This is a genomic window from Sphingomonas sp. NPDC019816, assembly GCF_050274375.1.
GTDB lineage: Bacteria > Pseudomonadota > Alphaproteobacteria > Sphingomonadales > Sphingomonadaceae > Sphingomonas.
In genome coordinates this window covers 1-12,926 of record NZ_JBNNOB010000110.1, presented here as the reverse complement: position 1 = coordinate 12,926, position 12,926 = coordinate 1, and the positions used below count along the sequence as shown (strand labels likewise).

Genomic DNA, 12,926 nt, shown 5'->3' with positions numbered 1-12,926 from the left:
TGGGCGCTGCACATTCCGGGGTCGAACAACCCGACCGGCGTCGACGTGAAGGGTGAGCAGGATACGGTACCCTTCCACCCCTATTACACCGCCAAGGATGCGGTGGGCCTGGGCGTCTTCCTGCTGGTCTTCGCCAGCCTGCTGTTCTTCTTCCCCAATTATCTGGGCCATCCGGACAATTACATCCCGGCCAACCCGCTCTCGACCCCGGCGCATATCGTGCCCGAATGGTATTTCTGGCCCTTCTACGCGATCCTGCGCGCCTTCACCGCCGACTTCATCCTGCCCGCCAAGCTGTGGGGCGTGCTGGCGATGTTCGGGTCGATCCTGTTGCTGTTCTTCCTCCCCTGGCTGGACAGTTCGCCGGTGCGCTCGAACAATTTCCGGCCCAAGGCGCGGGTCGCCTTCTGGGTACTGGTGGTCGATGTGCTGCTGCTCGGCTGGTGCGGGGGATCGCCCGCGACGCCCTTCTTCATCATCCTCAGCCAGGTGACGGCGGCCTATTATTTCCTCCACTTCCTGGTGATCCTGCCCTGGATCGCCCGGACGGAGCGGCCGGCGCCGCTGCCCAACTCGATCACCGAGGCGGTGCTGGCCAAGCATGGCGGCACGGCCCCCACCAAGTCGGCGCTCACCCCTTCGGCCTCGGCCTGACGCGAACCGAGAGAGGATAAAAGAACATGGTTCGTGGCATCGCATTCCTGGTCGGGGCGGCCTTCACCTTCGTCCTCGCCATCGCGCTGTGGGGCAGCATCTCGGGACTCGTCTCCGAGCCGCCCGTCCCCACTGCCGAGGAGGAATTCCACCTTCACCCCAAGGAAGCCCATCTGGCGTCCGACGGTATCTTCGGCCGGTTCGACCGCCGCCAGCTGCAGCGCGGCTTCCAGGTCTATAAGGAGGTCTGCGCCGCCTGCCACTCGCTGCGCCTCGTCGCGTTCCGCGACCTGAAGGACCTCGGCTACAACGATCCCGAGATCAAGGCGATCGCCAACCAGTGGGTAATCGAACAGCCGAGCATCAATCCTGAGACGGGCGAGGCGACGACGCGCAAGAACGTGCCCGCCGACCACTTCCCCTCGCCCTTCGCCAACGAAGTCGCGGCGCGCGCGGCGAACAACAACGCGCTGCCGCCGGACCTGTCGCTGATGACCAAGGCGCGGCATGACGGCACCAATTCCGTCTATTCGCTGATCGGCCCCGACGCTTATCGCAACCAGCCGGCCGCGCTGCTGCGCCAGTTCCCCGACGCCAAGACGCCGAGCGGGCTGCACTACAATCCCTATTTCGCGAACCTGAACATCGCGATGCCGCCGCCCATCACCCAGGACGGTCAGGTGCAATATGCCGACGGCACGCTGGCCACCCGCGACCAGATGGCCAAGGACGTCGCCGCCTTCCTGACCTGGACCGCCGAGCCCAAGCTGGAATCGCGCCACGCGGCGGGGATCGGCGCGTTCGTCTTCATCCTGGTCTTCTGCTTCCTGGCCTGGGGCGCCTATCAGAATGTCTGGCGCGACGTGAAGCATTGAGACTGGACTTGCCAATGTGAGTACCTGGGGCGGCCTTCCGATAGGGAGGCCGCCCTCTTCTTTTTGGCGACGGGGAGCATGTCGAGTTTCCGTTCAGGCTGGTCGAGGTCGAAGCCTATGCTTTGATTGCTTTTGGGAGAGGGATTCCCGTGGCCTTCGACTGCGCTCAGGCTGAACGGAGGTCGGTATGGTGGGCCTTACAATCGGCGCTTTTTGAGGGCCCCTCCTCTAAACAGCCACCACCTTCCTCCCCTCCGTTCAGGTTGAACGAAGTCGAAGCCCACGCTCCCACCCACGCCTCGATCCCTTTTGGGAGAGGGATTCCCATGGCCTTCGACTTCGCTCAGGCTGAACGGGGGTGGGTATGGTGGGCTTTGTCGTTGGCGTTGGTTGGAAGTCCCCCATCAACCCCCGCCACGTTCTCTCCCCCTCCGTTCGGGCTGAGCGAAGTCGAAGCCTACGCCCGGTCCCGCGCCTCATTCCCCGCCAAGTAGGTGATCGCCATGGCCCTCGACCCTGTCCAAGCGAACCAAAGCGCAAATACGGAAAGACCAAGCAAAGGCCAGCGATCCTGCCCTACCCCCTTTACCCTCGCACGCTCCGGGGCCATTAGGCCGCGCATGAGCGCCAATGACGATCTCAAAGCCCTGATCCGCACGATCCCGGACTTCCCCAAGCCCGGCATCCAGTTCCGCGACATCACCACCCTGTTGCTCGACCCCGGCGGCTTCGCGCTGACCATCGAGCGGATGGCCGCCGCGACGCGAGGGGAAATCGACCTCGTCGCCGGTATCGAGGCGCGCGGATTCCTGTTCGCCGCCGCGCTCGCCGCGCCGCTCAAGGCCGGCGTCCTTTTGATCCGCAAGGACGGCAAGCTGCCCGGTGCGACCATCGCCGAGGATTATGCGCTGGAGTACGGCCAGGACCGGATCGCCATCCACGAGGACGCGCTGGTCCCCGGCGCGCGCGTCCTGCTGGTCGACGATCTGATCGCCACCGGCGGCACCGCGCGGGCCGCCGTCCGGCTGATCCGCAAGGCGGGCGGCGTGGTCGAGCAGGCGCAGTTCCTGGTCGATCTGCCCGATCTCGGCGGTGCCGATGCCTTGCGCGAACAGGACATCGCCGTGGACGCACTGGTGTCCTTCCCCGGTCACTGATGCGGCTCGCGCTGTATGAGCCCGACATCGCGGGCAATGTCGGCACGCTGATCCGCACCGCTGCCTGTTTCGGGGTGGTGGTCGACCTGATCGAGCCGATGGGCTTTCCCTATTCGGACCGCGCACTGGCCCGCTCCGCGATGGACTATGCCGACCGCGCCGAGGTGGTGCGGCATGCCGATTGGGATGCGTTCCGCGCCGCTATGCGCGGGAGGATCGTGCTGGCGACCACGCTGGGGGCGTTGCCGCTGCCCGAGGTGCGGTTCCGGGCCGACGACGTGATCCTGCTCGGCTCCGAGGGGGCCGGCGTACCCGCCGCCGTCCACGACGCCGCCGACATCCGGGTCCGTGTGCCGATGCGCGCCGGCGTCCGCTCGCTCAACGTCGCGATCACCGGGGGTATCCTGATGGCCGAGGCGCGCCGTCAGACCGGGTGGGCGCAAATCGCCGGTTGACCCGGCCGGCTCCCCCTGCCCAGAACGAACCCGTCATGACCATCCGCACCCCCGACATCGCGCTCGACGCCGAGCAGGACGCCGCCCGCCTCTGGTTCGAGTCCCTGCGCGACCGCATCTGCGCCACGTTCGAGGCGATCGAACGCGAGGCGGGCTCGGGCGCGGCCTTCACCTATACCGCCTGGGATCGCACCGACCCCAGCGGCGAGGCCGGTGGCGGCGGCGTGCGCGGGGTGATGAGGGGTCGCGTCTTCGAAAAGGTCGGCGTCAACGTCTCGACCGTGGGCGGAACGTTCGAGGGGCCGTTCGCCCAAACGATCCACGGTGCCGGCGACGATCCGCGCTTCGTCGCCACGGGCATCAGCCTGGTCGCGCACATGGCCAATCCGCATGTGCCGGCGGTCCATATGAACACGCGCTTCCTGACCACCACGAAACGCTGGTTCGGCGGCGGCGCGGACCTCAACCCGCCGCTGCCGATCGCGCAGGACACCGCGGATTTCCATGCGCGGTTGCAGGCCGCCTGCGACGCGCATGACCCCGAACATTATCCCCGGTTCAAGGCCTGGGCCGACGATTATTTCTATATTCCCCACCGCAAGGTGCACCGGGGCGTCGGCGGCATCTTCTACGACCATCTGGAGGGCGACTTCGCCGCCAATTTCGCCTTCACCCGCGATGTCGGCGAAGCGTTCCTCGACGTCTTTCCGCGCATCGTCCGCCGGCGCATGGGCCTGCCCTTCACCGAGGCCGATCGTGCGGCGATGCTGGCGTGGCGCGGGCGCTATGCCGAGTTCAACCTCGTCTATGATCGCGGCACGCTGTTCGGGTTGAAGACCGGCGGCAATATCGACGCGATCCTGATGAGCCTGCCACCGCTGGCGACCTGGGAATAGGCGGCGATGGCGCTGATCCCCGTCGACCCGGGCGACGTCGCGACGATCGTCACCACGCTGGAGATGCGCGAGCGGCCCCGGCCCCGGCCGATGCCAGCCTCGCCGCTGTCGCTGGTCGCGTGGAAGGCGCCCGACCTCACCAAATACCGCACGCTGTTTCGACGCGTGGGCACGCCGTGGCTGTGGTTCTCGCGACTGGTGATGACGGACGCGGCGCTGGCGGCGATCATCCATGATCCCGCCGTCACCGTGTTCGCGGTGGTCGACCGGACAGGAATCGAGGTCGGCATGCTCGAACTCGATCATCGCCAGCCGGGGGCGTGCGAGATCGGCTATTTCGGGCTGATCCCCGAACTGGCCGGACAAGGCCATGGCCGCTGGCTGATGGCGCAGGCGCTGATGCGCGCCTGGACCGCGCAGGTTGAGCGCGTCTGGGTGCATACCTGCACGCTCGATCATCCCTCCGCGCTCAACTTCTATCGCGCGCAAGGGTTCGCGGCGGTGTCCCGCGCGGTCGAGACCTTTCCCGATCCGCGCAACCTGAGCATCTTGCCCGCCGACAGCGCGCCTCAGATCCCCCGGCTCGCCAACCGGCGATAGGCCGCCACCGCGACCAGCACCTGGGCGAGCCCGGCGGCCATCCCCACCGCCGCCGCCCCAGCCTGGAGAAGCGCGATCGCGACCGCCCCGCCGCCATTCGCGGCGACGCGGTCACTGAGCAGCAGGAAAGGCTGGGCCGCGATCATCCCGCCCAGATAGGTGCACGCGGCCAGCGCCGCCATCGACAGCCCGGTGCCGCGCGTCAGCACCACCGAGCGTGCGATCGCCGCCAGCGCGGGCATCCGCCGCTCGGCGAACAGCACTGGCCCGACCAGCAGCAACCGTCCGGCGACATAAATCCCCGGCAGGATATAGAGCAGCATCCCCGCGCCCGTCGGCAACGCCACCAGGATCATCGCCAGCAGGAAGCGCGGCGCCACCCGCAATGCCAGCTTCAGCGCCTGGCCGACGCTGAACCGTCCGCCGCCGAGCGTCAGGGCATAGAGCGCCGCCGATCCAAACATCCCGATCGCATAGGCCACAAAATACCAGCCGCCATAATGCCCCGCCCAGGCACCGACCGAATCGAACCAGGCCGCGGCGCGCACGGCCGCGTCTCCGGTGTCGGCGTCACCGGGCAATGGCGGCTGCGGCACCAATAGACCGAGCGCCAGCGGCGGCCAGAACAGGAACGGGGCGCCCAGCCGGATCAGCAGATCCCGGTCGCGGCGGAACAGCGCCCACGCATCGCGCAGGGTGGCAACGACATCCAGTCCCATCACGATGTCGACAGACCGCCCGTCGTCGGCCCGCCCACCTGCTCGCCCGCCGTCGCGACATACAGCCGGGCGATGAAGACATAGGCCAGGGTCATGAAGCCCGCGCTGACGACCGCCCCGATCAGCGTGGTCAGCCCCAGCACCAGCGCCTGGCTATCGCCGCCCAGGATCAGGCGGAACAGGATGGCGCTGACGCCCTGCGCGGCCGCAACGGCCACGAAGATCACGATCGCGAACAGGATCGCGACCCCGATCAGCCGCCACGTCATCCCCCTGGTCAGCGCGATCGAACGGCGGATCGCGCCCAATCCCCGCCGCTCGTTGAGGACCACGGCATAGGTCAGCATCAGGCGTGCCATCAGCCAGAAGCCCAGGACCAGCGCGGCCACCCCATAGACCATCAGGAACAGGCCGGCCGCCGGCGGCACGGGGGGCATGAGCGCCGGATTGCCCTGCGCGGCCACGGCCTGCTGGAAATCGAAGCCCGTCAGGCCGAGCACGACGAGCGGCACGAATATCGCCAGCGCGATGACGAGGCCGATCACCACCGCCACGCCCAGCAGCGGCAGGAAACGGCGCATGGCGGTGCGCGAGGCCTCGGCCGAAGTCGTCGCCGGATGCGTGGCCAGCGCCATGATCGCCAATTGCGCCCAGATACCCAGGACGACCGATGTCAGCGTGATCAGCAGCCTGGCGCCGCTCGCGCCCACCGACGCCTCAGCCATGCCCATCTGCGGCGCGAATATCGCCTGGAGCACGGCGGGGAGGATGAAGCCGATCGCAGCGAAGGGCGCCAGCATCCCGACCCTGCCCGCCAACACCTGCTGAGTGCTGTCCCACACCGATCCGATTCTGACCGTCATCCTGGCCTCCCTGTCGCAAGCGATCGCGCCGCGCGATCATTCCCCCGCCTCTTCGCCTAACCGATCGTCCGCCGCAACGCCATCGCCCGCGCAGGACAGCCGCGCCGTCCGGCGCACCGGCTTGCATCCCCGGAGCACAGGGCGCAGATAGCCGCCATCGTGACCCAGGCCCCGCAGATCCCCGATATCGAATGGCGCGTCAGCGCCGGCCAGACCCCCTATGATCAGGCGCTGGCCGAGATGGAGGCGCGCGCCGCCGCCGTGGCGGCAGGCGAGGCGCGCGAGCTGGTGTGGCTGCTGGAACATCCGCCGGTCTATACGGCGGGGACCAGCGCCGATCCGGTCGAGCTGGTCGATCCGCGCTTTCCCGTGTTCCAGACGGGGCGCGGCGGCAAATATACCTATCACGGGCCTGGCCAGCGCACCGGCTATCTGGTGCTGGACCTGAACAAACGCGGGCGCGACGTGCGCCATTTCGTCCATAGCCTGGAGGACTGGCTGATCGCCGCGCTCGCCCGGCTGGGCGTCCATGCCTTTCAGGCGGACGGGCGCGTCGGCATCTGGACGCGCGATGGCGGGCCGGAGGCCAAGATCGGCGCAATCGGCGTGCGGGTGCGCCGCTGGGTCACGCTGCACGGCTTCGCGATCAACGTCGCGCCCGACCTGTCCCATTTCGGCGGGATCATACCCTGCGGCCTGCCCGAGTTCCCGGTCACCAGCCTTTTTGCGCTGAACGGTGTCGACTCGTTGGAAACCTTTGACGAGGCGCTTGCGTTCACCTTTCCGGCCTTTCTCAACACGCTTGCTCCGGTCCGACAAAACGAGGCTTGAGGACCGGGCGGTATCCGATTAATGTCCACCCCGATTTGGGTATTAGGGCCAGCAAGCCGTTCCAAATCCTAAATATCAAGGGAGCTTCCAATGCGTGCAATCATCTCCAAGGTCCTGATGGGCTCGGTCATCGCCGGCGCGGCGCTCGCGGTTTCGGCTTGCGGCTCGAAGACCGAGAACACCACCGACGCGAACATGGTCACCGACATGAACGCGACCGAAGGCATGGACACCACCACCGACAACATGACCGCCGTCGACGGCACCATGAACGGTGGCATGATGGCCAACGACACCATGGGCAACGACATGATGATGTCGAACGACACCATGATGACCAACATGTCGAACGCCATGTAATCATCGTCGGGGTCACCCCCACGATGAAGGGGCCGTCCGGGCGACCGGGCGGCCCCTTTTCATTGGTGCGTGGATTGGTGTGATCTTGCGCGAGGGGGGTTCGAAGCGGCGACGTCGGCCGACTACACGAACGGGTCTGAATGCCCTGATCTCGTTACTTTTCGGGAACGACGCGACGACCGGCGATTGCGCGATCGGTGACGATTTTCATTGGGTCGCATCCCGAAAAGCGCTATGTTCGCGATGCTTTTCGAAGCCCTACGGGGGAAGGATCACATAGAGATGAAGGTGGTGCGTACCGCGCTGGCGGCCGGCGTGGCGTTTTGGGGGATGGGTGCCGCGGCACCCGCATCGGCGCAGTTCTTCCTGCAGCCCTACAACTTCCAGGGAAAGCCCGTTCGCGGCGACGAACCCGGCATCGGCCAGCCCCTGCCGGGCGCGACCCCGGCGGAGCTGCGCGCGGGCGTGCTGTGGAATATGCGCTCGGCGCTGAACGTCGCGGCGTTGCAATGCCAGTTCGAACCGATGTTGTCCTCGGTCGTCAATTACAACGCGATGCTGAAGGATCACGATTCCGAGCTGAAGGGCGCGTTCGACACGCTGGCGGCCTATTTCAAGCGGACCAGCAAGACCCCGCGTGAGGGCCAGATGGCGCTCGACCAATATGGCACGCGCACCTATTCCAGCTTCTCGTCGGTCGCGGGCCAGCTCGGCTTCTGTTCGACGGCGGGATCGATCGCGCATCAGGCGGTCTTCACCCCGCGCGGCCATCTGAGCGAGGTGGCGGTCGACCGGATGCAGGAACTGCGCAACAGCCTGGTCCCCTATGGCGAGCAGCGTTTTCCGCGCTATGTCGGCCGCGAACAGCGGTTCAACGTGACGATGCCGCGCCTCGATCCGATCTGCTGGAACAAGAAGACCGAATGGGTCGTCAAGAAGTGCGGCGCCCAGAACTGGCCGCCCGTCAGCGCGGCCGGCGCGACCAGCATCGCGGCACGCTGAACCAAAATCGTCCCCGGTACGGGGGGGGGGCAGCGCGGATGCGCTGACGGAGGGGGCTCCGGCCAGGGACGCCCTTTGTGGAACGCCCCCTTCCCGTGTCGGGGAGGATGAAAGCCCCTCTCCCCTTTCGCGCCGGAATTTGCTAGGCGCGCGCCCATGCTCAATCTGAATGGCATCACCGTGCGCCTGGGCGGCCGCACGATCCTCGACGGTGCATCCGCCGCACTTCCCCCCGGCAGCCGCGTCGGCCTGATCGGCCGCAACGGGGCTGGCAAGTCCACGCTCGTCCGCGTGATCGCCGGTCAGCTGGAGGCCGATGACGGCGCGTGCGAAATGCCCAAGGGCGCCAAGCTCGGCTATATCGCACAGGAAGCCCCCGACGGCACCGCCACCCCGTTCGAGACGGTGCTGGCCGCCGATATCGAGCGCGCCGAACTGATGGAGCGCAGCGAGACCGAGAGCGATCCCGAAAAGCTGGGCGACATTTACGAGCGCCTGATCGCGATCGACGCCTATACCGCCCCCGCGCGCGCCTCCAGCATCCTTCAGGGCCTGGGCTTCGACGAGGCGATGCAGGCCCGGCCGCTGTCCAGCTATTCGGGCGGCTGGAAGATGCGCGTGGCGCTCGCCGCCCTGCTCTTCTCGGCCCCCGACGTGCTGCTGCTCGACGAACCGTCGAACCACCTCGACCTCGAAGCGGTGATGTGGCTGGAGGATTTCCTCAAATCCTATCGCGCGACGATCCTGCTGGTCAGCCACGAGCGCGACTTCCTGAACAATGTCGTCGACCATATCCTTCACCTTCAGGGCGGCAAGGTGACGCTCTATCCGGGCGGCTACGATTCGTTCGAGCGCCAGCGCGCCGAGCGGATGGCGCAGCTCGCCGCCGCCAAGGCGAATCAGGACGCGCAGCGCGCCAAGCTGCAGGACTATATCGCCCGCAACTCGGCCCGCGCCTCGACCGCCAAGCAGGCGCAGAGCCGCGCCAAGATGCTGTCGAAGATGCAACCGATCGCCGAGATGGCGAACGATCCGTCGCTGTCCTTCGACTTCCCCGATCCCGACCAGCTGCGCCCGCCGCTGATCACGCTGGACCTGGCGAGCGTGGGCTATGCCGAGACGCCGATTCTGAAGCGGCTGAACCTGCGCATCGACCCGGACGATCGGATCGCGCTGCTGGGCCGCAACGGCAACGGCAAGACGACGCTGGCGCGCCTGCTCGCCGCGCAGCTGACGCCGATGGAAGGCGACATGAACGCGTCGGGCAAGATGCGGGTCGGTTATTTCACCCAGTATCAGGTCGAGGAGCTCGACACCGACGATACAGCCCTGGAGCATATGACGCGCATCATGCGCGGCGCGAGCCCGGCGGCGGTGCGCGCGCAGCTGGGACGGTTCGGCTTTTCGGGCGACAAGGCGACGACCAAGGTCGGCAAGCTGTCGGGCGGCGAACGCGCACGGCTCGCACTGGCGCTGATCACCCGCGACGCGCCGCACATGCTGATCCTGGACGAGCCGACCAACCACTTGGACGTCGATGCGCGTGAGGCGCTGGTCCAGGCGCTCAACATGTACAAGGGCACGGTCGTGCTGGTCAGCCATGATCGCCACATGCTGGAGATGACGGCGGACCGGCTGGTGCTGGTCGACAACGGCACCGCCAAGGAATTCGACGGGTCGCTCGACGATTACATCGCCTTCGTCCTGAAGGGCGATGCCGGCCAGGGCGACGCTGCGTCCAAGGCGGACCGGGCGGCGAGCAAAAAGGCCTCGGCCGAGCAGCGCGAACGCTTCAACGCGATGAAGAAGACGCTGCGCGGTATCGAAGACGAAATGGCCAAGCTGACCCGTGAGCGCGACGCGCTCGACAAGGCGATGAACGATCCGGCCTCCGCCGAACCGCGCCATGCGAAGCTGTCGATGGGCGAGCTGAACAAGCGCCGCGCCGAGGTGGTCGACAAGCTGGCCGAGGCGGAAACCCGCTGGATGGAAGCGGGCGAGGCGATGGAGGCGGCGTGATCCGCCCCCTCCGTTCGCATTGAGCGAAGTCGAAATGCGGCGAGGGATTCCCTTGGGCTTCGACTTCGCTCAGCCTGAACGGAGGTTTGGGAGGGGATAGCCAATAAGGTAGGCTGTTCCCCGGCGAAGGCCGGGGGTCCAGTTTCTGCGAACGCTATGGCGCGCAAGCCGGTGCGTGAGAGGCAACAGCCTCGCCCCCTCGAAATCGCCCGGCGACCGGGCCCCGGCCTTCGCCGGGGCGGTCAATGTCAAGCCTCTTCCGAACCCTCGACCGCGTCGTCGCCCTGTGCGGGATTTTCGATCCACGCCTCGACCTCGCCGTTCAGCTTCAGGGTCAGCGGCCGGCCGTGACGGTCGACCTTCTTGCCCAGCGCGACGCGAATCCAGCCTTCGGAAATGCAGTATTCCTCGACGTCGCGGCGCTCATTGCCCTTGAAGCGGATGCCCACGCCCCGCGAGAGCAGGTCCTGGTCGAAATAGGGGCTGTCCGGGTTGGTGGACAGGCGATCGGGAACGGTATCGGTCATGCTCCGCGCCTTACCGCCGATCCCGGCACCCTGCCAAGCAGGGCACCTAAGAAAAAAGCGGCGCCGGGATCGCTCCCGACGCCGCCATGGGCCTTAGTTACAGACCTGGACCGGCACGTTGCGGCCCCAATAGGGGTCCCAGCGCCAGTCGTTCCAGCAGCGCGGCTGATAGCTGCGATACTGATAGGTAACCGCCGGCGGCGCGTAATAGGGATCATAGCCACGGTCGTAATAATAGCCGCGATCATGATAGCGCTGGCGGTTGTTGCTGCTTGCGATCGCCGCGCCGACACCCAGACCCAGGATACCGCCCAGCACCGCGCCGGCGACCGCGTCACCGCCACGATCGCGGTGATAATAGCCGCCACCCCAGCCGCCACGGCCCCAACGCTGTGCCTCGGCCGGTGCCGCAGCGGTCAGCGCGGTCGCACCCAGCGCCAGGCCCAGCCCCAACTTCTTGAACATCCCGTTCATTTCGAACCTCCAATACTGATACGCCCGGTCCGCTGTTCGCAAAAACGCGCATTGTGCGTCCGTGTTGCCTTTCCTGCCACGACGGGGCTGAATGGCGTTGGAATGCCGCGTTTAGTCGCGGTTCAGGAGGAGAGCGGACCATGGCCTATTGGCTGCTGAAATCGGAGGCCGACAGCTATGGCTGGGACGATCTGGTCCGTGACGGCGCGACCGAATGGGACGGTGTGCGCAACGCCGCCGCCGCCAAGCATCTGCGCGCGATGCGGCCGGGCGACTCGGCGCTCTTCTATCATAGCGGCAAGGACAAGGCGACGGTCGGCATCGCGACGATCACCCGCGCCGCCCAGGCCGATGGCGATGACGGCCGCTGGGTCTCAGTCGCGATCGCGCCCGACCGGCCGCTCCCCCGCCCCGTCACGCTGGCGGCGATGAAGGCAGAAGCGCGGCTCGCCAACCTGCCGATGCTTCGCCAGTCGCGGCTGTCGGTCTCTCCGGTCGGGGACGCGGAATGGGCGACCCTGATGGCGATGGCGGGGCTTTAGCCCAGGCTATAAGCGTAGGCCGCCGCCTCGCGGACCTGCTCCGGCGTGGGCCGTACGCCGGTATAGAGGACGAACTGCTCCAGCGCCTGGATGGTCGCCACCTCGGTGCCGGTGATGATCCGCTTGCCCAGTGCTTTCGCCGTTTTCAGGAAGCGCGTTTCGGGCGGATATTGCACCACGTCGAACGCGATCTCGGCCTCCGCGATCATCGCCTCCGGAAAGGGCGACTGATCCGCATTGCCGCCGGTCATGCCGATCGGCGTGACGTTGATGAGCAGCGGCGCGCCCGCTTCCGGCTCGGCGGTCCAGTCGAAACCGTAAAGCGCGGCCAGACCCTGCCCCGCCGCCGCGTTGCGCGCGACGATGGTGCCGCTGGTGAAGCCGGAGTCGCGCAAGGCCGCCGCCACCGCCTTGGCCATGCCGCCCGACCCGCGCAGCACGAAAGGCGTGGCCGGATCGATTCCCGCGATCAGCTCGACCACGGCGGCATAGTCGGTGTTGTAGCCGGTCAGCCGCCCGTCATCGTTGACGATGGTGTTGACGCTGTCGATCGCCGCCGCCGATCCCGCCAGCCCGTCGAGCAACGGGATCACCGCTTCCTTGAACGGCATCGAGATGGCGCAGCCCCGGATGTTCAGCGCGCGGATGCCCCCGACCGCACCGGCCAGGTCGGTGGTGCTGAACGATTTGTAGACATAGTCGAGCCCGGTCAGCTCATAGAGCCGGTTGTGGAAACGCGAACCGAAATTGCCGGGCCGCGCCGACAGCGACATGCACAGCCGCGTGTCACGGCCGATGGGGGGCTTGGTGGTCATTGGTGTGGTTTAGCGATGCGGGCGGGCCGGTGCACCCCCCGGGGGGCGGGATTCCCTTGGCCTTCGACTTCGCTCAGGCTGAACGGGGTTGGGAACGGGGCGACATACTCCTCTCGCTCCGTTCAGCCTGAGCGAAG

General features: G+C 67.0%; 16 protein-coding genes. 11 read left to right on the top strand and 5 right to left on the bottom strand.

The genetic code is table 11. The annotated features are described in order from the left end of the window. From ACQKJZ_RS14510 to ACQKJZ_RS14485, 6 genes are all read left to right on the top strand, one after another. A partial coding sequence (locus ACQKJZ_RS14510) for a cytochrome b (protein WP_427731813.1) occupies window positions 1-654 on the top strand: 654 nt, incomplete at its 5' end. A gap of 26 nt (window positions 655-680) precedes the next feature. Then, window positions 681-1,529 (top strand): cytochrome c1, encoded by an 849-nt coding sequence (locus ACQKJZ_RS14505; protein ID WP_427731811.1) that lies wholly within the window; start codon window positions 681-683, stop codon window positions 1,527-1,529. Window positions 1,530-2,149: 620 nt separating this feature from the next. Continuing rightward, entirely contained in the window at window positions 2,150-2,686 is a 537-nt protein-coding gene (locus ACQKJZ_RS14500; protein WP_427731809.1) for an adenine phosphoribosyltransferase, read from the top strand. After that, the gene (locus ACQKJZ_RS14495) at window positions 2,686-3,141 is read left to right on the top strand and encodes a tRNA (cytidine(34)-2'-O)-methyltransferase (RefSeq protein ID WP_427731807.1); all 456 of its coding nucleotides are present in this window, start codon (window positions 2,686-2,688) and stop codon (window positions 3,139-3,141) included. Before ACQKJZ_RS14500 ends, ACQKJZ_RS14495 begins: the two co-directional genes overlap by 1 nt. Window positions 3,142-3,176: 35 nt before the next feature. Further along, window positions 3,177-4,037, top strand: coding sequence for an oxygen-dependent coproporphyrinogen oxidase (gene hemF / locus ACQKJZ_RS14490; RefSeq protein WP_427731805.1), 861 nt, complete (start codon window positions 3,177-3,179; stop codon window positions 4,035-4,037). A 6-nt stretch (window positions 4,038-4,043) separates the two neighbouring features. Continuing rightward, window positions 4,044-4,637 carry a GNAT family N-acetyltransferase gene (locus ACQKJZ_RS14485; RefSeq protein WP_427731803.1) on the top strand — a complete coding sequence of 198 codons (594 nt, stop codon included), beginning with the start codon at window positions 4,044-4,046 and terminating at the stop codon, window positions 4,635-4,637. Here ACQKJZ_RS14485 and ACQKJZ_RS14480 read toward each other — a convergent pair. Beyond that, window positions 4,607-5,359: a hypothetical protein gene (locus ACQKJZ_RS14480; RefSeq protein ID WP_427731801.1), complete on the bottom strand. Its 753-nt coding sequence runs from the start codon at window positions 5,357-5,359 to the stop codon at window positions 4,607-4,609. The two genes, ACQKJZ_RS14485 and ACQKJZ_RS14480, sit on opposite strands and share 31 nt — an antisense overlap. After that, complete coding sequence (locus tag ACQKJZ_RS14475; protein ID WP_427731799.1) at window positions 5,356-6,219, bottom strand: hypothetical protein; 864 nt, start codon at window positions 6,217-6,219, stop codon at window positions 5,356-5,358. The genes ACQKJZ_RS14480 and ACQKJZ_RS14475 overlap by 4 nt, the downstream gene beginning before the upstream one ends. A 159-nt stretch (window positions 6,220-6,378) precedes the next feature. Between ACQKJZ_RS14475 and lipB the strand changes: the two genes are divergently transcribed. The 4 genes from lipB (at window position 6,379) to ACQKJZ_RS14455 (ending at window position 10,431) form a co-directional block, all read left to right on the top strand. Continuing rightward, window positions 6,379-7,050, top strand: a complete 672-nt coding sequence (lipB, locus tag ACQKJZ_RS14470; RefSeq protein WP_427731797.1) for a lipoyl(octanoyl) transferase LipB — start codon at window positions 6,379-6,381, stop codon at window positions 7,048-7,050. A gap of 90 nt (window positions 7,051-7,140) precedes the next feature. Beyond that, a complete protein-coding gene (locus tag ACQKJZ_RS14465) occupies window positions 7,141-7,410 on the top strand; it encodes a hypothetical protein (RefSeq protein WP_183952354.1) in 270 nt (89 codons plus the stop codon). Between the two features lie 282 nt (window positions 7,411-7,692). After that, window positions 7,693-8,412 (top strand): hypothetical protein, encoded by a 720-nt coding sequence (locus ACQKJZ_RS14460; protein WP_312489715.1) that lies wholly within the window; start codon window positions 7,693-7,695, stop codon window positions 8,410-8,412. 156 nt (window positions 8,413-8,568) lie between these two features. Beyond that, window positions 8,569-10,431: an ABC-F family ATP-binding cassette domain-containing protein gene (locus tag ACQKJZ_RS14455; protein WP_427731795.1), complete on the top strand. Its 1,863-nt coding sequence runs from the start codon at window positions 8,569-8,571 to the stop codon at window positions 10,429-10,431. 248 nt (window positions 10,432-10,679) lie between these two features. Here the strand turns inward: ACQKJZ_RS14455 and ACQKJZ_RS14450 are convergent, their stop codons facing one another. Then, a complete protein-coding gene (locus tag ACQKJZ_RS14450; RefSeq protein ID WP_427731793.1) occupies window positions 10,680-10,958 on the bottom strand; it encodes a DUF3297 family protein in 279 nt (92 codons plus the stop codon). Between the two features lie 93 nt (window positions 10,959-11,051). Further along, complete coding sequence (locus ACQKJZ_RS14445) at window positions 11,052-11,432, bottom strand: hypothetical protein (protein ID WP_427731791.1); 381 nt, start codon at window positions 11,430-11,432, stop codon at window positions 11,052-11,054. Between the two features lie 140 nt (window positions 11,433-11,572). Here ACQKJZ_RS14445 and ACQKJZ_RS14440 point away from each other — a divergent pair, with 140 nt between their 5' ends. After that, the gene (locus ACQKJZ_RS14440; protein ID WP_427731789.1) at window positions 11,573-11,974 is read left to right on the top strand and encodes an EVE domain-containing protein; all 402 of its coding nucleotides are present in this window, start codon (window positions 11,573-11,575) and stop codon (window positions 11,972-11,974) included. Here the strand turns inward: ACQKJZ_RS14440 and ACQKJZ_RS14435 are convergent. Next, complete coding sequence (locus ACQKJZ_RS14435) at window positions 11,971-12,789, bottom strand: shikimate 5-dehydrogenase (RefSeq protein WP_427731787.1); 819 nt, start codon at window positions 12,787-12,789, stop codon at window positions 11,971-11,973. The two genes, ACQKJZ_RS14440 and ACQKJZ_RS14435, sit on opposite strands and share 4 nt — an antisense overlap. Window positions 12,790-12,926: the final 137 nt, after the last annotated feature.

Coding starts and splice junctions, on each gene's coding strand:
- ACQKJZ_RS14475 (WP_427731799.1), bottom strand. CDS start 6,219: ATGACGGTCAGAATCGGATCGGTGTGGGACAGCACTCAGCAGGTGTTG.
- ACQKJZ_RS14495 (WP_427731807.1), top strand. CDS start 2,686: ATGCGGCTCGCGCTGTATGAGCCCGACATCGCGGGCAATGTCGGCACG.
- ACQKJZ_RS14440 (WP_427731789.1), top strand. CDS start 11,573: ATGGCCTATTGGCTGCTGAAATCGGAGGCCGACAGCTATGGCTGGGAC.
- hemF (WP_427731805.1), top strand. CDS start 3,177: ATGACCATCCGCACCCCCGACATCGCGCTCGACGCCGAGCAGGACGCC.
- ACQKJZ_RS14435 (WP_427731787.1), bottom strand. CDS start 12,789: ATGACCACCAAGCCCCCCATCGGCCGTGACACGCGGCTGTGCATGTCG.
- ACQKJZ_RS14465 (WP_183952354.1), top strand. CDS start 7,141: ATGCGTGCAATCATCTCCAAGGTCCTGATGGGCTCGGTCATCGCCGGC.
- ACQKJZ_RS14500 (WP_427731809.1), top strand. CDS start 2,150: ATGAGCGCCAATGACGATCTCAAAGCCCTGATCCGCACGATCCCGGAC.
- ACQKJZ_RS14485 (WP_427731803.1), top strand. CDS start 4,044: ATGGCGCTGATCCCCGTCGACCCGGGCGACGTCGCGACGATCGTCACC.
- ACQKJZ_RS14505 (WP_427731811.1), top strand. CDS start 681: ATGGTTCGTGGCATCGCATTCCTGGTCGGGGCGGCCTTCACCTTCGTC.
- ACQKJZ_RS14445 (WP_427731791.1), bottom strand. CDS start 11,432: ATGAACGGGATGTTCAAGAAGTTGGGGCTGGGCCTGGCGCTGGGTGCG.
- ACQKJZ_RS14455 (WP_427731795.1), top strand. CDS start 8,569: ATGCTCAATCTGAATGGCATCACCGTGCGCCTGGGCGGCCGCACGATC.
- ACQKJZ_RS14460 (WP_312489715.1), top strand. CDS start 7,693: ATGAAGGTGGTGCGTACCGCGCTGGCGGCCGGCGTGGCGTTTTGGGGG.
- ACQKJZ_RS14450 (WP_427731793.1), bottom strand. CDS start 10,958: ATGACCGATACCGTTCCCGATCGCCTGTCCACCAACCCGGACAGCCCC.